The organism is Ensifer sp., assembly GCF_035999135.1.
In the GTDB taxonomy this organism is placed as follows: Bacteria; Pseudomonadota; Alphaproteobacteria; order Rhizobiales; family Rhizobiaceae; genus Ensifer.
The window spans coordinates 44,337-63,471 of record NZ_DASYGZ010000182.1; the positions used below are offsets into that span (position 1 = coordinate 44,337).

At 61.5% G+C, this 19,135-nt stretch carries 16 protein-coding genes; 11 read left to right on the forward strand and 5 right to left on the reverse strand.

The features are described from left to right. The first annotated feature begins 271 nt into the window (after positions 1-271). The 8 genes from hemE (at position 272) to VGO12_RS24100 (ending at position 9,325) form a co-directional block, all read left to right on the forward strand. The gene (gene hemE / locus VGO12_RS24065) at positions 272-1,303 is read left to right on the forward strand and encodes a uroporphyrinogen decarboxylase (RefSeq protein ID WP_327515255.1); all 1,032 of its coding nucleotides are present in this window, start codon (positions 272-274) and stop codon (positions 1,301-1,303) included. After that, positions 1,300-1,842 (forward strand): protoporphyrinogen oxidase HemJ, encoded by a 543-nt coding sequence (gene hemJ / locus VGO12_RS24070; RefSeq protein WP_327515256.1) that lies wholly within the window; start codon positions 1,300-1,302, stop codon positions 1,840-1,842. The genes hemE and hemJ overlap by 4 nt, the downstream gene beginning before the upstream one ends. 193 nt (positions 1,843-2,035) lie before the next feature. Continuing rightward, complete coding sequence (gene rho / locus VGO12_RS24075; protein ID WP_089044254.1) at positions 2,036-3,301, forward strand: transcription termination factor Rho; 1,266 nt, start codon at positions 2,036-2,038, stop codon at positions 3,299-3,301. A gap of 340 nt (positions 3,302-3,641) precedes the next feature. Next, positions 3,642-4,970 carry a tRNA uridine-5-carboxymethylaminomethyl(34) synthesis GTPase MnmE gene (gene mnmE, locus VGO12_RS24080; RefSeq protein WP_327515257.1) on the forward strand — a complete coding sequence of 443 codons (1,329 nt, stop codon included), beginning with the start codon at positions 3,642-3,644 and terminating at the stop codon, positions 4,968-4,970. A 97-nt stretch (positions 4,971-5,067) separates the two neighbouring features. After that, the gene (mnmG, locus tag VGO12_RS24085) at positions 5,068-6,951 is read left to right on the forward strand and encodes a tRNA uridine-5-carboxymethylaminomethyl(34) synthesis enzyme MnmG (RefSeq protein ID WP_327515258.1); all 1,884 of its coding nucleotides are present in this window, start codon (positions 5,068-5,070) and stop codon (positions 6,949-6,951) included. Then, positions 6,948-7,589, forward strand: a complete 642-nt coding sequence (rsmG, locus tag VGO12_RS24090) for a 16S rRNA (guanine(527)-N(7))-methyltransferase RsmG (RefSeq protein ID WP_327515259.1) — start codon at positions 6,948-6,950, stop codon at positions 7,587-7,589. The genes mnmG and rsmG overlap by 4 nt, the downstream gene beginning before the upstream one ends. Positions 7,590-7,604: 15 nt before the next feature. Continuing rightward, the gene (locus tag VGO12_RS24095; RefSeq protein ID WP_327515260.1) at positions 7,605-8,399 is read left to right on the forward strand and encodes a ParA family protein; all 795 of its coding nucleotides are present in this window, start codon (positions 7,605-7,607) and stop codon (positions 8,397-8,399) included. A gap of 35 nt (positions 8,400-8,434) precedes the next feature. Continuing rightward, positions 8,435-9,325 carry a ParB/RepB/Spo0J family partition protein gene (locus VGO12_RS24100; protein ID WP_327515261.1) on the forward strand — a complete coding sequence of 297 codons (891 nt, stop codon included), beginning with the start codon at positions 8,435-8,437 and terminating at the stop codon, positions 9,323-9,325. A gap of 481 nt (positions 9,326-9,806) precedes the next feature. On the opposite strand, the gene holA is transcribed toward VGO12_RS24100, so the two are convergent. The 3 genes from holA to leuS are packed head-to-tail and all read right to left on the reverse strand — an operon-like array spanning position 9,807 to position 13,991. Then, complete coding sequence (gene holA, locus VGO12_RS24105) at positions 9,807-10,841, reverse strand: DNA polymerase III subunit delta (RefSeq protein WP_327515262.1); 1,035 nt, start codon at positions 10,839-10,841, stop codon at positions 9,807-9,809. An 11-nt stretch (positions 10,842-10,852) separates the two neighbouring features. Then, positions 10,853-11,377, reverse strand: coding sequence for an LPS assembly lipoprotein LptE (gene lptE / locus VGO12_RS24110; protein WP_327515263.1), 525 nt, complete (start codon positions 11,375-11,377; stop codon positions 10,853-10,855). Next, a complete protein-coding gene (leuS, locus tag VGO12_RS24115; protein WP_327515264.1) occupies positions 11,364-13,991 on the reverse strand; it encodes a leucine--tRNA ligase in 2,628 nt (875 codons plus the stop codon). The genes lptE and leuS overlap by 14 nt, the downstream gene beginning before the upstream one ends. Positions 13,992-14,215: 224 nt before the next feature. Between leuS and VGO12_RS24120 the strand changes: the two genes are divergently transcribed. Further along, on the forward strand, positions 14,216-14,875 hold the full coding sequence (locus VGO12_RS24120) for a YggS family pyridoxal phosphate-dependent enzyme (protein WP_327515265.1): 660 nt from the start codon (positions 14,216-14,218) through the stop codon (positions 14,873-14,875). A 112-nt stretch (positions 14,876-14,987) separates the two neighbouring features. Further along, a complete protein-coding gene (locus VGO12_RS24125) occupies positions 14,988-16,895 on the forward strand; it encodes a propionyl-CoA synthetase (RefSeq protein ID WP_327515266.1) in 1,908 nt (635 codons plus the stop codon). A gap of 46 nt (positions 16,896-16,941) precedes the next feature. On the opposite strand, the gene VGO12_RS24130 is transcribed toward VGO12_RS24125, so the two are convergent. Further along, a complete protein-coding gene (locus tag VGO12_RS24130) occupies positions 16,942-17,808 on the reverse strand; it encodes a LysR substrate-binding domain-containing protein (protein ID WP_327515267.1) in 867 nt (288 codons plus the stop codon). Between the two features lie 137 nt (positions 17,809-17,945). On the opposite strand from VGO12_RS24130, the gene VGO12_RS24135 reads away from it, so the two are divergent. Beyond that, on the forward strand, positions 17,946-18,332 hold the full coding sequence (locus tag VGO12_RS24135; protein ID WP_327515268.1) for an ectoine synthase: 387 nt from the start codon (positions 17,946-17,948) through the stop codon (positions 18,330-18,332). Positions 18,333-18,396: 64 nt separating this feature from the next. Here the strand turns inward: VGO12_RS24135 and VGO12_RS24140 are convergent, their stop codons facing one another. Further along, entirely contained in the window at positions 18,397-19,098 is a 702-nt protein-coding gene (locus tag VGO12_RS24140; RefSeq protein ID WP_327496554.1) for a DUF1013 domain-containing protein, read from the reverse strand. Positions 19,099-19,135 lie beyond the last annotated feature (37 nt).

The window sequence follows — 19,135 nt, forward strand, 5'->3', positions numbered from 1 at the left end:
AGACTCGCGGCGAGGACAAAGTGTCACGCTTATCGACCGGATATCCACAAGCGGCGCAAAATTCGGTGCTGATATAACACGCTGATTCAGATGACTTATCTTGGCTCCTCCGCATTGTTTGCACAAAGCGCCACATCAGTCTCCCGTCAGATCGCGCTGTGATCGCCCGTCGTGGAAAAGTGAGCGGCCAGTTTTAATCCTTGATACCCACCGACTCTAAGAAATAGAAACCTTCTAAATATCTTTGATTTTATATTGGGAGAGACCATCCGTGACCGAAACGCGCCGAAAGGTTCTCGAAGTTTTGGCAGGGAAGACGATCACACCGCCACCGATCTGGCTGATGCGCCAGGCCGGCCGGTATCTTCCCGAGTATCGGGCGACGCGCGCTGTTGCGGGCAGTTTCCTCGACCTCTGCTACACGCCCGACCTCGCCGTCGAGGTGACGCTTCAGCCGATCCGGCGGTATGCTTTCGACGCAGCCATTCTCTTTTCCGATATCCTGGTCATTCCGGATGCCCTGAAGCGCAATGTCCGTTTCGAGGAAGGGCACGGACCGCGCATGGACCCGATCGATGTCGACGGCATCGGTCGCCTGAAGCCTGAAGGCATCGCTGAGCACCTCCAGCCGGTCTTCGAGACGGTTTCGCGGCTGCGGGCCGAATTGCCCCAGGAAACGACGCTCTTGGGCTTCTGTGGCGCTCCCTGGACCGTTGCGACCTACATGATCGCCGGACACGGGACGCCCGACCAGGCCCCGGCGCGCCTCTTCGCCTACCGGAACCCTGAGGCGTTCGATTACCTTCTGTCTTTCCTGGCGGATGTCTCGGCCGATTATCTCGTGCGCCAGATCGATGCCGGGGCTGACGCCGTTCAGATCTTCGATTCCTGGGCGGGCGTGCTTGGCGAGGAGGAGTTTGCCCGTTTTGCCGTCAAACCGGTGCAGCGGATCATCGCTTCGGTGAGAGCGCAGCGGCCGAACGCCCGGATCATCGCCTTTGCCAAGGGCGCCGGCCAGCTGTTGAAGGGCTATCGCCAATCGACCGGAGCAGACGCCATCGGCCTTGACTGGACCGTTCCCCTCGCTTTCGCCAAGGAATTGCAGCAGGAGGGTCCGGTTCAGGGCAATCTTGACCCGATGCGGGTCGTGGCGGGTGGCGTTGCACTCGATGAAGGCATCGACCGTATTCTCGATGCGCTCGGCCAGGGGCCGCTGATCTTCAATCTTGGGCACGGCATCACCCCGCAGGCCGATCCGGAGCACGTTTCGGCGCTCGTCGCCCGGGTTCGCGGAGCGCGATGATGGCCGAGAAGCAGACCGATCAGGCGCCAGGCAACCGCGCCCGCCTCAGGGCCGCCATCGCGATCGGCTGCTTCGCGGCGCTTCTTGCGGGTCTGTTTATCTGGCAGCCCGATGATCTCTATCTCTGGATCAAGGCGCTGCATGTGATCGCCGTCATGTCGTGGATGGCGGCGCTGCTCTACATGCCGCGCCTGTTCATCTATCACACCGATGCCGAACCGGGCTCGCCGCAGTCGGAAACCTTCAAGATGATGGAACTGCGCCTCCTGAAGGTCATCATGAACCCGGCAATGATGATCTCATGGGTACTCGGCCTGTATCTGGCGTGGAGCGTCTACGGCTTTCAGGGTGGCTGGCTGCACGCCAAGCTGCTGTTCGTGGTGCTGCTGACGCTCGTGCACGTGCGTTTCAGCCGCGCCGTACGCGCGTTTGAGCGCGACGAGAACCGGCACGATGCCCGCTACTGGCGGCTGATGAACGAGGCCCCTACCCTTCTGATGATCGTCATCGTGATCATGGTCGTGGTGAAGCCGTTCTGAATTTAATCGATTCATGGCCTGCGATAGTCGGTCCTAATTTGCGACAGCCCCTTGCAGGGTTTCACGTGAATCGCTATTTTCTGCCATCTCCTCTTCATGGCTTGTGACAAAGACAAGAGCCTGCCCCTCCAGCTGCAGCTCCCTGACGAATACTCGCCATCTCTCCATTCCCCATACTGAACATGGATCCTTCATGGCTGAAATGAAGCTACAAGAACTCAAGAACAAGACGCCGACCGATCTGCTCGCCTTTGCCGAGGAGCTCGAGGTGGAGAACGCCAGCACGATGCGCAAGCAGGAGCTGATGTTCGCGATCCTCAAGATGCTCGCGGCCCAGGATATCGAGATCATCGGTGAAGGCGTCGTCGAAGTGCTGCAGGACGGCTTCGGCTTTCTCCGCTCGGCGAACGCCAACTACCTTCCAGGTCCGGACGACATCTACATCTCGCCCTCCCAGATCCGCCGCTTCTCGCTGAAGACCGGTGACACGGTCGAGGGCCCGATCCGCGGACCGAAGGAAGGCGAACGTTACTTCGCGCTGCTCAAGGTCAACACGATCAACTTCGACGATCCGGAAAAGATCCGCCACAAGGTTCACTTCGACAACCTGACGCCGCTCTATCCGAACGAGCGCTTCAAGATGGAACTCGACGTCCCGACGTCGAAGGATCTGTCCGCGCGCGTCATCGATCTGGTGGCGCCGCTTGGCAAGGGCCAGCGCGGCCTGATCGTCGCGCCGCCGCGCACCGGTAAGACTGTACTGTTGCAGAACATCGCGCACTCGATCACTGCCAACCATCCGGAATGTTATCTGATCGTTCTGCTGATCGACGAACGGCCAGAAGAAGTGACGGACATGCAGCGCTCCGTGAAGGGCGAAGTGGTGTCCTCGACCTTCGACGAGCCGGCTACCCGCCACGTGCAGGTCGCCGAAATGGTGATCGAAAAGGCCAAGCGTCTTGTCGAACATGGCCGCGACGTCGTCATTCTGCTCGACTCGATCACCCGTCTTGGCCGCGCCTATAACACGGTTGTTCCCTCATCCGGCAAGGTTCTGACCGGTGGTGTCGACGCCAACGCGCTTCAGCGCCCGAAGCGCTTCTTCGGCGCCGCGCGTAACATCGAGGAAGGCGGCTCGCTGACGATCATCGCAACCGCGCTCATCGACACCGGCAGCCGCATGGATGAAGTCATCTTCGAAGAGTTCAAGGGTACCGGCAACTCCGAAATCGTGCTCGACCGCAAGGTCGCCGACAAGCGCATCTTCCCGGCGATGGACATTCTGAAGTCCGGTACGCGTAAGGAAGATCTGCTGGTGCCGCGTCAGGATCTGCAGAAGATCTTCGTGCTCCGCCGCATTCTGGCGCCGATGGGCACGACCGACGCGATCGAGTTCCTGATCGACAAGCTGAAGCAGACGAAGAACAACGGCGATTTCTTCGACTCTATGAACACCTAAGAGCACTGGAAACAGAGTTCGCTCGGACCGGTCGTCTCAGGACGGCCGGTTTTTGTTTAGCCGGATTCCACAGAGATGATCGATTCGTCTCCGATACGATGTGGAAAATTCTGGTTGCGCAGCGTCACCGTGATTCACGTGAAACACGCTGTGCGGTGAAACGCGGATCGGTTGGACCTTGATCTTTCGACCTTGTTTCGGCATAAGCACCACCACCGACCCTTCCGGCTGTTGTCATCTCGCGTGAGCTTATCCGCAGATTGACGCGCTGCGGTCTCTACTTCGACGATCTCAAGCTCTCTGACCGCAGGACGCACTTCCGCGGTCATCAGGTGAACCAATGACGGCAGTGGACACGATCTATGCGCTTTCCAGCGGTGCGCTGCCCGCTGGGGTCGCGGTCGTCCGCATCAGCGGGCCGCAGACTGTCTCGGTTATCGAGGCGCTGTGCGGGCGGCTTCCGGCGCCACGCATGGCCACGCTGAAATCGATTCGGTCTCGCAACGGTCTGGAGATCGACCGCGGCCTGGTGCTCTACTTCCCTTCACCGGCTTCGTTCACCGGCGAGGACTGCGGCGAGTTTCATATTCATGGCGGTCGCGCTGCCGTTGCCGCCCTGCTCTCGGAGCTGGCGGCGTTTTCAGGTCTGCGGCATGCGGAGGCCGGAGAGTTCTCCCGGCGGGCGTTCCAGAACGGCAAGCTGGATCTGGTGGAAGTCGAGGGTCTGGCCGATCTGCTCACTGCCGAAACCGAAATGCAGCGAAGGCTCGCGATCGAACATTCGAGCGGCGGACAATCGAAAGTCTACGCCACCTGGGCCAAGCGCCTGACCCATGCGCGGGCAATGATCGAGGCTGAGCTTGACTTCGCGGACGAGGATGACGTGCCAGGTTCTGTCAGTGAACGCATCTGGCAAGACATGTCGCTCCTCGCGCGGGAGATTGCCGCCCATATTGCCGACGCCCCGATCGCCGAGATCATTCGTGACGGTCTGAAGATCGTCATTGCTGGTGAACCCAACGCCGGCAAGTCGAGCCTGCTCAACGCGCTGGCGAAGCGAGACATCGCAATCGTCACCGAGATCGCAGGCACGACGCGCGACGTTCTTTCTGTCGACCTTTCGTTAGCCGGATTCTCTGTCAAGCTCTATGACACTGCCGGATTGCGCGAAACCGCCGAACGCGTTGAGCAAGAGGGTATTCGTCGTGCACGAGAAGTTATCGAGAGTGCAGATCTGATCCTTCTGCTCGCTGATACACCGCAAGGTTTTGCTTCCGTTGCTGACTCGCTGTCGCCAGACACACCCGTGTTGCGGGTCGCGACGAAGATCGACCGGGACGAAAAGAGCGGAGCCACAGATGCTGCCGACGTCTTCATTTCGACCCGGACCGGTGAAGGCATGCAGCAGCTTCTTGACGCTATCGAGCGCCACCTGCCGGACTTGAGCAGCCGAACGTCGCTGTCCATGCCGTCGCGCCGGCGGCACGTGGACAGCCTGCGACAGGCGCTTCGGGCGCTGGACGGCAGTCTCGTCGATCCGAACCAGGGACTCGATATTCGTGCTGAGCAGTTGCGCATTGCCGGTGACGCGATCGGGCGAATAACCGGCCGCGTGGATGTCGAGAACCTGTTGGATGTGATATTTTCCGAATTCTGTATCGGAAAATAACGCTGTGGAAACCGCGATACAACGTTTGCGAGTCCTGCGTTGTGTTTCACGTGAAACGATTCGTGTCAGAGAACGGCTCTGACTTGGAGTGAAGGCAATGATGCAGTTCGACGTAATCGTCATCGGCGGCGGACATGCCGGCTGCGAGGCCGCGGCCGCGGCCGCACGACTCGGCGCGAAGACCGCGCTTATCACGCATAAGGCATCGACGATCGGCGTCATGTCCTGCAATCCGGCAATCGGTGGATTGGGCAAGGGTCACCTTGTGCGAGAGATTGACGCGATGGACGGCCTGATGGGTCGGGTCGCGGATGCCGGCGGAATTCAGTTTCGATTGCTCAATAGACGCAAAGGTCCCGCGGTTCGCGGTCCTCGCACACAGGCCGATCGGCGGCTCTATCGCGAAGCGATGCAGGCTGAGATTGCGGCGATCGACAATTTGAGCGTCATCGAGGGGGATGCGTTCGATCTGATCGACACCAATGGGACGATCAGCGGTGTGGTAATGAAGGATGGCCGCAGTTTTGTGGCGGCGTCCGTGGTGCTGACCACGGGCACCTTTCTCAGGGGCCTGATCCACATCGGTGATCAGAAGATTCCGGCCGGCCGCGTCGGAGAAGAGCCCTCCGTCGGCCTGTCCGGCACCCTGCTGCGCTATGGTCTTCGGCTGGGGCGCTTGAAAACCGGCACGCCGGCTCGCCTGGACGGGCGTACGATCGATTGGGATCAGGTTGGCCGGCAAGGACCTGACGAGGATCCGGTGCCCTTCTCCTTCATGACGGACAAGATCCTGAACCGGCAGATCGACTGTGGTGTGACCCGCACAACCGAAGCGACCCACAAGATCATTGCCGACAACATTGGCAAGTCTGCGATGTATTCCGGCCAGATCGAGGGCGTCGGCCCGCGCTACTGTCCTTCGATCGAAGACAAGATCGTGCGCTTCGGCGAGCGCGACGGTCACCAGATCTTTTTGGAGCCGGAAGGGTTGGATGACGACACCGTCTACCCGAATGGTATTTCGACGTCATTGCCGGCTGACATTCAGGATGCCTTCATCAAGACGATCCCGGGACTGGAGAACGTCACCATCCTGCAACCGGGATATGCGATCGAGTACGATCATGTGGATCCACGGGAGTTGAGCGCCACGCTTGCGGTTCGCAAGATGCCCGGTCTGTACCTCGCCGGGCAAATCAACGGCACGACCGGCTATGAAGAAGCGGGCGCCCAGGGCCTGGTCGCAGGCCTGAATGCCGCACTCTCTGCGACCGGTCGTCCCGACATCGTGTTTAGCCGAACGGACTCTTACATCGGCGTGATGATCGACGATCTGACGTCACGCGGCATTACCGAGCCCTATCGCATGTTCACGTCGCGGGCGGAGTACCGTCTGTCCCTGCGCGCCGACAACGCGGATGCGCGGTTGACGCCCTTGGCGATCCAACTTGGCTGCGTCTCCGAAGCGCGCCGTGATCGCTTCCTCGATTGGCGGGAGGGCTTTGATGCGGGCCGCAGAATTCTGAAGAACCTGTCACTGACTCCGGCGGAAGGTGCACGTCACGGCCTCAAGCTGAACCAGGATGGCCAGCGCCGCACGGCGTTCGAGATCCTGTCCTATGCGGATCAATCCATTTCTGCCTTGCTCCCCATCTGGCCGGAGCTTTCCGACATCTCTCCCCGCGTGGTCGAAGCGCTCGAGATTGATGCGGCCTATTCGGTTTACATGGACCGTCAGGCCGCCGATATCGCCGGTATCCGCCGCGAGGAGAATCTCATCATTCCCGAAGACTTCGACTTCGATGCGTTGTCCGGTCTCTCCAACGAACTAAAACAGAAACTCAGACAACAGGCCCCCCGCAACCTCTCCCAGGCCATGAAGGTGGACGGCATGACCCCGGCAGCCGCCTCGCTCCTTCTCGCCTGGTTGAAGCGACACGGCAGAACCGTAGAACGCGAAGAGAAGGTCGGCATGCAATGAAGACGAGTCCAATCGATGTGTTGAACGGACTGCGTGTTTCACGTGAAACGCATGAACGGCTCGACCACTTTGCCCGGCTGTTTCAGAAGTGGGCGAAGTCGATCAATCTGGTTGCCCCGTCGACCGTCGAAGATCTATGGGGCCGCCACATCGTCGACAGCTTGCAACTGGCGCAGCTCGCTCCTGGCCCGAAGACATGGGTCGATCTCGGTAGCGGCGGCGGTTTCCCCGGCGTGATCACGGCAATCTATCTGTCGGAATTCGCCGACGGTTGGGTGCACCTCGTGGAAAGCAACAACAAGAAGGCGGCTTTTCTGCGTGTCGCTCTGGCGGAGACCGGAGCCCGTGGCTCGGTTCACCCGATCCGAATCGAGGAGGCTGGAGCCGTCGTCCCGCTTGCCGACGCCATCTCTGCCCGGGCGCTTGCCGATTTGAGCCTTCTTCTCGACTACTCTTCCCCCTGGCTGATGGCGCAGGAGCGAAAAGCGGTGGCCTATTTCCACAAAGGGCGGGATTACCAACGCGAAATCGACAAAGCCGTTGGCCGCTACGGATTCGATCTGGTAAAACATCAAAGCGTTGTCGAGCCGGATTCTGTCGTGCTCGAGATCGCAAATCTGTCACGCAAGGTTCAGTGATCGGCGAGCGAAAAGATGTTTGGGGCAAGAAACCGGATTATCACTATCGCAAATCAAAAGGGCGGCGTGGGCAAGACCACGACGGCCATCAATCTCGCAACCGCTCTGGCTGCTATCGGCGAAAAGGTCTTGATTGTTGATCTCGACCCGCAGGGCAATGCCAGCACCGGACTGGGAATCCAGCGGCGGGACCGCAATCTCTCGTCCTACGAGCTGATGATGGGGTCGCATGGGATTGGCGAGATCGTTCAGGACACGGCTGTGCCCAACCTGGCGATCGTTCCGTCGACCATGGATCTGCTCGGCGTGGAAATGGAGATCGCCCAGGAAGCGGATCGGGTTTTCCGTCTGCGCAAGGCGCTCGTGAGCCCTGCGGCGATGGAATACTCCTATGTGCTCGTTGATTGCCCCCCATCGTTCAATCTGTTGACGATGAATGCGATGGCCGCGGCTCACTCGGTGCTGGTACCTCTGCAGTGCGAGTTCTTTGCCCTCGAAGGTCTGAGCCAGCTCCTGGAAACGGTCGATCAGATTCGCCGCACGGTCAATCCTGCACTCGATATCCAGGGCATCGTTCTGACGATGTTCGACTCGCGCAACAATCTCGCGCAGCAGGTGGTGAGCGACGTGCGCACGCACCTTGGCGACAAGGTCTACCACACGCTGATCCCGCGCAATGTGCGCGTTTCGGAGGCGCCGTCCTACGGCAAGCCCGCCATCCTCTATGACCTGAAATGCGCCGGCAGTCAGGCCTATCTTCAGCTGGCGTCTGAAGTGATCCAACGCGAGCGGCAGCGCAAAGCGGCCTAATCATTTCGGTAGCGTAATTTAACTCGGGTGACGATATGAACGACGATAGCTCGAAGAGACGGCTTGGTCGCGGACTGGCGGCCTTGATCGGCGAAATGGATCAGCCATTGCAGACGGGCGCATCCGCCCCTGCCCCGGTCAATCCGGACCGTCGCGTGCCGATCGAGTTCGTTTCACGCAACCCGCGCAACCCGCGCCGGCAGTTCGACGAGGCCGAATTGCAGGACCTGGCCAACTCCATTCGCCAGCATGGGATCGTCCAGCCGGTCGTCGCGCGCACGATCGGCGCCGATCGCTATGAGATCATCGCTGGCGAGCGCCGCTGGCGTGCTGCGCAGTTGGCCGGCTTCACCGAGATCCCCGTCATCATCCGCGACGTGGATGACCGCACGGCGCTCGAAATCGCGATCGTCGAAAACGTTCAGCGCTCCGATCTCAATCCACTGGACGAAGCGCTCGGCTATGAGCAGCTGATTGCCGAGCATGGCTACACGCAGAACGATCTTGGCGAGATCATCGGCAAAAGCCGTAGCCACGTCGCCAACAGCCTCCGTCTCCTGAAGCTGCCGGAACCGGTGCGCGACATGCTGTCGGATGGTGCGCTCTCGGCGGGACATGCGCGCGCGCTTATTCCAACCTCGGATCCGGCGACGCTTGCCCGCGCGATCATCGCCAAGGGCCTGTCAGTGCGTGACGCCGAACGCATGGCGCAGAACGATATCCGCGCACAGAACGATCCCAATTTCGGCAAGGCCGCCCGGCGCGACGAGAAGGATGCGGATACGCTTGCACTCGAGCGGACCCTCTCCGACAGCCTGGGCCTCGAGGTCACGGTCAACCACAAGGCATCGGGTGGCCACCTTCGCATTGCCTACAAGACGCTCGATCAGCTCGAAGAGATCTGCCGCCTGCTTGAGCGGCGCTAATCGTCGCGACGGTATCAAAGGCCGTCTTCCAGGAGACGGAACTGTCGGCTAAGTTGTTGTCTGCGTTGATGAATCGGTGCGACGTCCGGCCCCGAAGGCTCTGTGCGCATTCCGGACGTCAACCCCTTGGACAACTTCATTCCGTGCCGGTGCAAGGACCCTTGTTGCAGGGTGGTGCGAACTTCAGCGCCCTGCGACGCCTCAGCTTCGCATTCATAGCTGCCTCGACCGTTTGAGATCGAGACGGTGTCATGACTTGAACGGCGGTCAGTCCGGCTTGCAGGGTATTGCGCCCTCTCTCCCGAAAGAGGTCTGTCGTGACGCTCCGCGTGGAAAAGCTGTTGAAGCGCACCCCGTTCCATGTCTTGCACGTGAGACTTTTCGGGCGTCCGATCGGGACGGCAGCGCTTACGGCTTCGGGGCATTCGACGCTGAATGGAGAGTGGGTCGGCCCGCCTGGTAACGCTTCGGTTCCCGGCAACTAGCGGCGCGCCGATTGCACCGCAATTGCCATGAGGTTCTGGAGCACAAGGCTTTCCTCGAGGCTGGCTCGGCTGCGGCTTTGAAAAATCGTGGTCTGCAGGCGAGTGAGCTCGCGACGAATGGCAGGCGCCGACCAGTGTTTCAGCGCGGCTTCGACGATCGGTTTTCTCCGGAAATGCAGGCCGCGGCCGAGCGTGGCGATCACCTGGCCTGGCTGTTGGCGGCTTGCGTCCATCTCGGCACGCATCACATCCAGCTGCTGGAACTGTCGCAAGCACGCCTGCAAGACCAGAAAGGCCGGTGTCTTAGAGGTGGTAATCTTCTGCATGGCATGCAGCAGACCATCGAGATCGCCCTTCAACACGGCATCGACAGCGTCGTCGACGGAGATCGCGCTCGCATCGCCGACAATGTCGAGAACATCACCCTCCTCTACCGTCGCCTTTCCGCGGCAGTAGAGCGCGAGCTTGCGCAGTTCGTTTCGCGAGGCGATGCGGTCTCCGCCCAGCGCCTCCAGCAGCCGTTGCCGCGCCGCCGGAGTGATTGCCAGCTTCTCGTCGCCGAGCTCCTTGTCGATCAACGTCTGCAGGCTGCGGATATCGTCGCTGTAGCAGGCGATGCAGGCGACCGACCGCGCGGTCTCGCCGACCTTGCGCAGGGCGGCACCCTTCTTCAGGTCGCCGGCCTCGATGATCACATAGCTTCCGGTTGGTGGTTCGGCTGCAAGGATCTGCAGTCCATCCACGAGCGCCTTTTCGTTGGCGGCACCACGCACCCATATGAGCTTTTCGCCGCCAAAGAGACCGATCGCGTTCACTTCGTCCAGCAACCGGCCAGGCGACTGTGTCAGTTCGCTCACGTCGAGCTTCAGCAGGGCAAAGGGATCGTCGAGCGGAACACCGGTGCGTGAAGCGATCGCGGTCGCGCGCTCAGACACGAGCCCGCGATCGGGCCCGTACAAGATGAAGAGGCGGTAGACGCCGGCCGACTTTTGCAGGAATGAGTCGAACTCGTGCGATTTGACTTCGCTCATTCCAGCACCGCCTAGCGGCTGAGCGCCGCTGCGATGTCGGCGCGAATGAGTTCAGCCAGTTCCTTGGCTGCACGGTTCTCGCCGTCTCGGATCGCCCGCACCTTGGCGAATTCCTGAACCGGGAAATCGACGAGCGCAACGGCGGAACGGTTGCCAGACTTGATGGTTTCACCCGTGCCGATCTTCGTCAGGTTATAGTCCGCCTTGACGACGATCCGGCCCGCACCGGCCCGGTCCTTGGCCTGGTCGTAGAGCACGCCCATGGCCCGGTTGGTGACGTTCAGCGCCAGGTGATACTGCGGATTGGTCGGCTCGCCCTGTCCACCGGCGACGAGGAAGATCAACGCATTGCGGACTTCCTGTTCGACACGGTCGTCGGCGTCCGAAATCTCGATCGCAGCCAGCGCAGACGACGTGCCGACGCTGTCGGAATAGAGCGGCCTGACCTGGCAACCGGCGAGCGCGGTCAACATGAGCGCGCCAGCCAGCACCGGAAGCGACCGGAAGCGGAAACCAGCTCTATCAGACAACGACATTGACGATCCTCTGCGGCACGACGATGATTTTCTTGGGATTGCTGCCGTTGAGCGCGGACTTGACGGCATCGAGCGCCAGGACGGCGCTTTCGATCGCACTCTGATCCGCATCGCGGGCGATTGTCAAATCGGCGCGCTTCTTGCCGTTGATCTGGACCGGCATGGTGACTTCGTTCTCGACCACGAGCGCTGCGTCGAAGGTTGGCCAGCCCTGTTCGGCGATCAGCCCCTCGCCGCCGATTTCGCGCCAGCACTCTTCGGCCAGATGAGGCGTCATCGGCGCGATCAGGTTGATGAGGATCGTCGTTGCGTCCTTCACGGCTGCGGCAAGCGCCGGGTCCGCCTTCCCTGCAGCGACCTGCGTGAGCGGTGCAGCAAGCGTGTTGACGAGCTCATAGATGCGCGCCACGGCCTTGTTGAAGGCGAGCTTGTCATAATCCGTTTCGACGGCGCGCAGCGTGCGGTGAGCCGCCTGGGAAACGCCAAGTCCCTCTCCATCGCGCGCCGGTGCTGCTTCGACCGCGCGCAGCATTTCGGCCGCTTCGCTGATCAGGCGCCAGGCGCGCTGAACGAAGCGATGCGATCCTTCGACACCGGCTTCGGACCAGATGACGTCGCGGTCCGGCGGTGAATCGGAAAGAACGAAGAAGCGCGCCGTGTCGGCGCCATAGGAGGCAATGATGTCGTCGGGATCGACGACGTTCTTCTTCGACTTCGACATCTTCTCGATCGAGCCGATGGCGACGTCCTCGCCGGTTTCGATTAGCGTGGCGCGCCGCTTGCCGTCGATCTCTTCGATGCGAATTTCGGCCGGCGTGACCCATTCGCGCTGGGCGCCCTCGCCGCGGCTATAGGTCTCGTGCACGACCATGCCTTGGGTAAACAGGCCCTTGAACGGTTCGTCGATGGCGACGTGGCCCGTGGCCTTCATCGCCCGGGTGAAGAAGCGCGAATAGAGCAGGTGCAGGATCGCGTGCTCGATGCCGCCGATATACTGATCGACCGGCAGCCAGTGGTTGGCAACCTTCGGGTCGGTCGGATTGTCTTCCCACGGTGCTGTGAAGCGGGTGAAGTACCAGGACGAGTCGACGAAAGTGTCCATCGTGTCCGTCTCGCGACGGGCGTCCTTGCCGCAATGCGGGCAGGCGACGTGGCGCCAGGTCGGATGGCGATCGAGCGGATTGCCCGGCTTGTCGAAGGTGACATCCGGCGGCAACACCACCGGCAGGTCTGCCTTCGGCACCGGCACGACGCCGCAGTCTTCACAATGGATGACCGGGATCGGGCAGCCCCAGTAGCGCTGGCGGGAAATACCCCAGTCGCGCAGGCGGAAGTTGACCTTACGCTCGGCGCGCGGCGTATTGCCCAGCGTTTCCTGCTCAAGCTTCAAGGCAACGGTTTCGAAGGCTTCCTCGGTCGACAGGCCGTCGAGGAAGCGCGAATTGATCATCACGCCGTCGCCGATATAGGCCTCGTCGCCGATAACGAAGGTCGCGGCATCACCGTCCTTCGGCATGACGACGGGGACGACCGGCAGGTCGTACTTGCGCGCGAAGTCGAGGTCGCGCTGGTCGCCGGAGGGGCAGCCGAAGATCGCGCCCGTGCCGTAGTCCATCAAAACGAAATTGGCGACGTAAACCGGCAGCTCCCAGCTCGGGTCGAGCGGATGCCTGGCGCGGATACCGGTGTCGATACCCTTCTTCTCGGCCGTCTCAAGTGCGGCGAGCGACGTACCCGCGCGCCGGCATTCGTCACAGAATGCCTCGATGTCCGGGTTGCTTGCGGCCACCTGTCTCGCCAGCGGATGGTCGGCGGCGATCGCCAGGAAGGAGGCGCCGAAAAGCGTGTCGGGGCGGGTCGTGTAAACCGTGACTTCAGTCTCGTCGCCGGCGGTACCGTTCACCAGTTCCCAGCGCAACGACAGGCCCTCAGAGCGACCGATCCAGTTCTTCTGCATCAGGCGCACTTTTTCAGGCCACTGGTCGAGCGTATCCAGCGCGTCGAGCAGGTCCTGGCTGAAATCGGTGATGCGGAAGAACCATTGGGTCAGTTCGCGCTGCTCGACCAGTGCGCCCGAGCGCCAGCCACGGCCGTCGATCACCTGCTCGTTGGCAAGTACGGTGTTGTCGACCGGATCCCAGTTGACCTTGGACTGCTTGCGATAGACGAGGCCCTTTTCCAGGAAATCCAGGAACAGGTGCTGCTGGCGCTGGTAATAGGCCGGGTCGCAGGTCGCGAATTCGCGGTTCCAGTCGAGCGACAGGCCCATGACCTTCAGCTGCGCCTTCATCGAGGCGATGTTCTGGTAGGTCCAAGTGGCAGGATGCACGCCGCGCTCCATGGCGGCGTTTTCGGCGGGCATGCCGAAGGCGTCCCAGCCCATGGGGTGCAGCACGTTGAAACCGCGGGCACGCTTGTAGCGCGCCACCACGTCGCCCATCGTGTAGTTGCGCACGTGCCCCATATGAATGCGGCCCGACGGATACGGGAACATTTCAAGGACGTAGTACTTTTCGCGCGGATCGTCATTCTCGGTCTGGAAGACCTCGTTCTTGTCCCATTCCTGCTGCCAACGGGGTTCGGCATCACGCGGATTGTATCGTTCGCTAGACATGTCTTTTCGATGTTCCGGAAGTTCTACGGGCGCAAGAAGCGCTCTCATGATAGTTGGGGTGACCTTCACCACGAAACCAGCTGACGGTCAAGTTTTTGAAGGGTTTGCCGCGACACTTTGGCGGTTTTGCGCCCTTCTCGCCGGCCGCGCTCTTGGCAAGGCGGCCAACTTTGCCTAATCCGCTCGATAGTGGTTTTAAGAGATCCGGTTCGGAGAAGAAGTCCATGGAAGTCGAAGCGCGGTTGCAGGATGTCGTGAGCCGGATTCAGGCGGCGGAGAAGTCCTCCGGTCGTACCGCGCAGGCGGTAACGCTCGTCGCGGTGTCCAAGACTTTCGATGCGGAAGCGATCCGGCCGGTCATTTCGGCCGGCCAGCGGGTGTTCGGCGAAAACCGGGTTCAGGAGGCGCAAGGCAAATGGCCGCAGCTGAAGGCCGAGACGCCTGGACTGGAGCTGCACCTGATCGGCCCGCTGCAATCGAACAAGGCGGCCGAGGCGGTCGCGCTGTTTGATGTCATCGAGACGGTCGACCGCGAGAAGATTGCGCGTGCGCTTGCCGCCGAGATGGATAAGCAAGGCCTTACCCCCAGGCTCTACGTCCAGGTGAACACTGGGCTCGAACCGCAAAAGGCCGGTATCGCGCCGGACGATACCGTCGCGTTTGTCGAACTGTGCCGAAAGGAACTCGGGCTTCAGATCGAGGGGCTGATGTGCATTCCGCCGGCTGACGAGAACCCAGGCCCGCATTTCGCGCTGCTTTCCAAGCTTGCTTCTGCCTGCAAGCTCGAAAAGCTGTCGATGGGCATGTCCGGCGATTTCGAGACGGCCATTCAGTTCGGGGCCACCAGCGTGCGGGTGGGCTCGGCCATTTTCGGGGGCCGCTAGGGCCAAATCGCCGCATTACGCTTTCGTCGGGGTTCCCCTCATCACCCATTAGCCTATCCTTGTGCACGAGGAGGCCGGACATGTCCGGCAGCATGCACAGGGAGGAACGGAAATGGCGTCTCGCTATTCCGAAGTGTACGCCGCCTGGAAGGCGGATCCGCAGGGCTTCTGGTCGGCAGCGGCCGGCGCGATCGACTGGTTCGAGAGGCCTGAGCGTGCATTCGACGCCGGGCTCGGCGTTTATGGCCACTGGTTTGCCGGCGGCACCACCAACACCTGCTACAACTGCCTTGATCGCCACGTGGCCGCCGGCCGCGGGGAACAGACGGCCTTCATCTATGATAGCCCCGTGACGGGTCGCAAGGAGCACATTTCCTACCAGACGCTGCTTTCCGACGTGAAGGCGCTGGCAGCCGTCTACCGCGAGCTTGGCGTCGGCAAGGGTGATCGCATCATCCTCTATATGCCGATGATCCCGCAGGCAGCGATCGCGATGCTGGCTGCGGCGCGCATCGGTGCGGTCCATTCGGTGGTCTTTGGAGGTTTTGCCGCCAACGAGCTCGCGGTGCGCATTGACGATTGCCAGGCCAAGCTGGTGGTCACCGCAAGCTGCGGCATCGAGCCTGGCCGAACGATCGCCTACAAGCCGCTGCTCGACCAGGCGCTGGAGATCGCGAGCCACAAGCCGCAGCATTGTCTCGTCTTCCAGCGGGAAATGGTTGCCGCCGACATGACCGCGGGCCGCGACATCGATTTCGCGTCGGCGCTTGCACACGCCAAGGACGCCGGGGAAGAGGCCGAATGCGTGCCCGTCGCCTCGACCGATCCGCTTTATGTGCTCTACACCTCGGGCACAACCGGGCAACCCAAAGGGGTCGTGCGTGACAATGGCGGCCATATGGTCGCGCTCATATGGTCGATGGAAAACTTCTTCGGGGTAAAGCCCGGTGAAGTCTTCTGGGCGGCGTCCGACATCGGTTGGGTCGTCGGGCATTCCTATATCGTCTACGGCCCGCTGCTGAACGGCAGCACATCGATCCTCTTTGAAGGCAAGCCGGTCGGTACGCCCGATCCCGGCACCTATTGGCGGATCATCGCCGAGCACGGCGTCGCCGTGATGTTCACCGCGCCGACGGCGCTACGGGCGATCCGCAAGGAAGACCCCGATGCCGCGCTTGCCGCACGCTACGACCTCAGCCGGTTTCGCGCCCTGTTTCTCGCTGGTGAGCGGGCGGATCCAGATACGATCCGCTGGGCGGAAAAGGCGACCGGTGTCCCCGTGATCGATCATTGGTGGCAGACGGAAACCGGCTGGCCGGTGGCCGGAAATCCGATGGGGCTCGGCATGCTTCCGGTGAAATACGGCTCGCCGGCTGTACCACTGCCCGGCTATGACGTGCAAATCCTCGACGATGCCGGGCATCCGGTGGCAGCGGGAACGCTCGGCAATGTCGTCGTCAGATTGCCGCTGCCGCCCGGTTGCCTGCCGACGCTCTGGAACGCCGACGGTCGCTTTCGTGCGGCGTATCTCGAAGAGTTTCCCGGCTATTACAAGACCGCCGACGCCGGCTATGTCGACGAGGACGGCTACATTTTCATCATGGCGCGCACCGACGACATCATCAACGTCGCCGGCCACCGGCTTTCGACCGGGGCGATGGAGGAAGTGTGCGCCAGCCATCCGGATGTTGCCGAATGCGCCGTGATCGGCATCGCGGACGCGCTGAAAGGCCAGGTGCCGGCCGGCTTCCTCGTCATCAATTCCAATGTTTCCCGTGAAACATCGGAGATCGAACGCGAAGTCGTCAGTCTCGTGCGCGAGCGCATCGGACCGGTGGCCGCCTTCCGGATGGCCATCTGCGTCAAGCGGTTGCCGAAGACGCGGTCGGGCAAGATCCTGAGAGCAACCATCCAGAAGATCGCCGATCGCGAGCCGTGGAAGATGCCGGCGACGATCGATGATCCAGCCATCCTCGACGAGATCACCGTGATCCTTCAGGCGCGGGGCATCGGTGTCTGACCGCAATTGATAAGCCGGCTCATGATATGGACCGGATAAGGCAGCCTCAAGCTTTGACGACCGTTGCGAACCAGTCGCTGAAGGCGGAAGCTGCCTTTGAGCGGCTGGTTCTGGTGATCAGGAAATAGCTTTCGTCTTCCAGGGTAGCGATATCGGACAACACCACGAGATCGCCGCTGTCGATTTCGCGCCGGAAGACCTCGACCGGACAAAGCGCGACCCCGTGGCCGGCGATCACGGCCGTTGCAAGGAGGTTGAAATCCTGGAAGACCGGACCCCGCATGGCTCGCGCGCCCTCTTGCCCTGACCGTGCGAACCAGTCGCGCCAGCGCGATGTGGTCTCGTCGTGCAGCAGGTCGGCGCCGGCGATTGCCTGCAAGGAGTTCAAAGCCCCCACCCGTTCCAGATAGCGAGGGCTGGCAACCGGCCGGTTGATCCGTGAAAACAGGCGGTCCGATCGGGTCCCCTCGCTCTTGTCGGCGCCAAGCGTAATCAGAAGGTCGCAGCCGGTCTCGCGCAATTGCTGCTCGGCCATGGCATAGACGACCTTGACGTCCACTTCGGAATGGGCGGCCAGAAATTCGCCGAGAGCCGGAATCAGCCAGCGCGTGGCGATCGAGGGTATGCAGGCGACGCTGAGCTGGGTCTTGGCGTTGAGGTGCAGACGCTCCGCTTCCGTGGAAATCCGACCGAAGCTTGCCGTCAGCACCGTTGCCAGGTCTCTTGCCTCGTCCAGCAACCGGACGCCGCGCTTCTCCCGCGCAAAGAGAGGCCGGCCGAACCATTCCTCAAGCAGCCGGATCTGATGGCTGACGGCTGCGTGGGTCACATGCAGCTCGTCTGCGGCGCGCGAGAAACTCGCCAGCCGTGATGCGGCCTCGAAAGCGCGGAGCATGCCAAGCGGCGGCAGCATCTGTAAGTTTTCCTCATCATTGCCTTGAGGAATCGTCGTTTGATTGGCTGCCCATGTCAACAAATACTCGTTTCCATCGTGAGGCGGGCAAGAGCTCAGTCCGAAATCGTTAGAAATCCGTACACATGGAGAGACCTATGTTCGTGCGCAGCCTGCAGCAGATCGAAACGACGGACCATTTCGTTGAATGGGGCAGCGGTACCAGCCACAGGCTGCTGACCGAGAAGGATGGCATGGGCTTCACCGTCTGCCATACGGTCGTGCGCGCCGGCACGGTGTCGCTGCTCGAGTACCGCAATCACCTCGAGGCCTGCTACTGCATCGCCGGTCACGGAGAGGTCGAGGATATGCAGGGCAACGTCTTCCCGATCAACAAGGGCGACATCTATGTGCTCGACCAGCACGACAAGCATTTTCTGCGTGGCGGCAAGGAAGAGGATCTCGTCCTTGTCAGCGTCTTCAATCCACCGCTGAAGGGCACCGAGCGTCATAATCTGAACAACGCCGCCGGTTCGGCCTATTGAACACCTGAAACTAAAAAGCCCGGATCATCGATCCGGGCTTTGTTTTACGGGACGTCCGTGGCGATCAATAGTGATCGTCTTCGTCCTCGTCCTTGCGGTCCGACTTCAGCGACTTGAGCTTGGCGAAGACGGCATCGGCGTCGATTTCCTTCTCTTCCTCGCGCTCGTAGCTGAAGCCGAGCTTCTCGGTCTCCTGCGCCGATTCGAGCGTCGCGCCGAGTTCGGCGGCGGTCGGCAGCGGACGGCCCTTCGAAGCGCGTTCGACTTCGAGGTCGAGGTCGATCTGCGAGCACAGGCCGAGGGTCACCGGATCCATCGGCGTGAGGTTGGCAGAGTTCCAGTGGGTGCGCTCGCGGATCTGCTCGATCGTCGACTTGGTGGTGCCGACGAGGCGCGAAATCTGCGCGTCCTTCAGTTCCGCATGGTTGCGCACCAGCCACAGAATGGCGTTCGGGCGATCCTGGCGCTTCGAAACCGGGGTGTAGCGCGGACCCTTGCGCTTGCTGTCAGGAACGCGAACCTTCGGCTCGGAAAGCTTCAGCTTGTGATTGGGGTTTCCTTCGGCGCGGGCGATTTCGTCGCGCGAAAGCTGGCCGGTCGCAATCGGGTCGAGGCCCTTGATGCCCTGCGCGGATTCACCGTCGGCGATCGCCTTCACTTCGAGCGGGTGCAGCTTGCAGAACTGCGCGATCTGGTCGAAGGACAGCGCGGTATTGTCAACCAGCCAGACGGCGGTCGCCTTGGGCATAAGCAGTTGCTGAGCCATGGATATAGTCCTTTTGTCCGCCGCGCCGGTGTCGCGG

Coding starts and splice junctions, on each gene's coding strand:
- hemJ (WP_327515256.1), top strand. CDS start 1,300: ATGATGGCCGAGAAGCAGACCGATCAGGCGCCAGGCAACCGCGCCCGC.
- rho (WP_089044254.1), top strand. CDS start 2,036: ATGGCTGAAATGAAGCTACAAGAACTCAAGAACAAGACGCCGACCGAT.
- mnmE (WP_327515257.1), top strand. CDS start 3,642: ATGACGGCAGTGGACACGATCTATGCGCTTTCCAGCGGTGCGCTGCCC.
- mnmG (WP_327515258.1), top strand. CDS start 5,068: ATGATGCAGTTCGACGTAATCGTCATCGGCGGCGGACATGCCGGCTGC.
- rsmG (WP_327515259.1), top strand. CDS start 6,948: ATGAAGACGAGTCCAATCGATGTGTTGAACGGACTGCGTGTTTCACGT.
- VGO12_RS24095 (WP_327515260.1), top strand. CDS start 7,605: ATGTTTGGGGCAAGAAACCGGATTATCACTATCGCAAATCAAAAGGGC.
- VGO12_RS24100 (WP_327515261.1), top strand. CDS start 8,435: ATGAACGACGATAGCTCGAAGAGACGGCTTGGTCGCGGACTGGCGGCC.
- holA (WP_327515262.1), bottom strand. CDS start 10,841: ATGAGCGAAGTCAAATCGCACGAGTTCGACTCATTCCTGCAAAAGTCG.
- lptE (WP_327515263.1), bottom strand. CDS start 11,377: ATGTCGTTGTCTGATAGAGCTGGTTTCCGCTTCCGGTCGCTTCCGGTG.
- leuS (WP_327515264.1), bottom strand. CDS start 13,991: ATGTCTAGCGAACGATACAATCCGCGTGATGCCGAACCCCGTTGGCAG.
- VGO12_RS24120 (WP_327515265.1), top strand. CDS start 14,216: ATGGAAGTCGAAGCGCGGTTGCAGGATGTCGTGAGCCGGATTCAGGCG.
- VGO12_RS24125 (WP_327515266.1), top strand. CDS start 14,988: ATGGCGTCTCGCTATTCCGAAGTGTACGCCGCCTGGAAGGCGGATCCG.
- VGO12_RS24130 (WP_327515267.1), bottom strand. CDS start 17,808: ATGCTGCCGCCGCTTGGCATGCTCCGCGCTTTCGAGGCCGCATCACGG.
- VGO12_RS24135 (WP_327515268.1), top strand. CDS start 17,946: ATGTTCGTGCGCAGCCTGCAGCAGATCGAAACGACGGACCATTTCGTT.
- VGO12_RS24140 (WP_327496554.1), bottom strand. CDS start 19,098: ATGGCTCAGCAACTGCTTATGCCCAAGGCGACCGCCGTCTGGCTGGTT.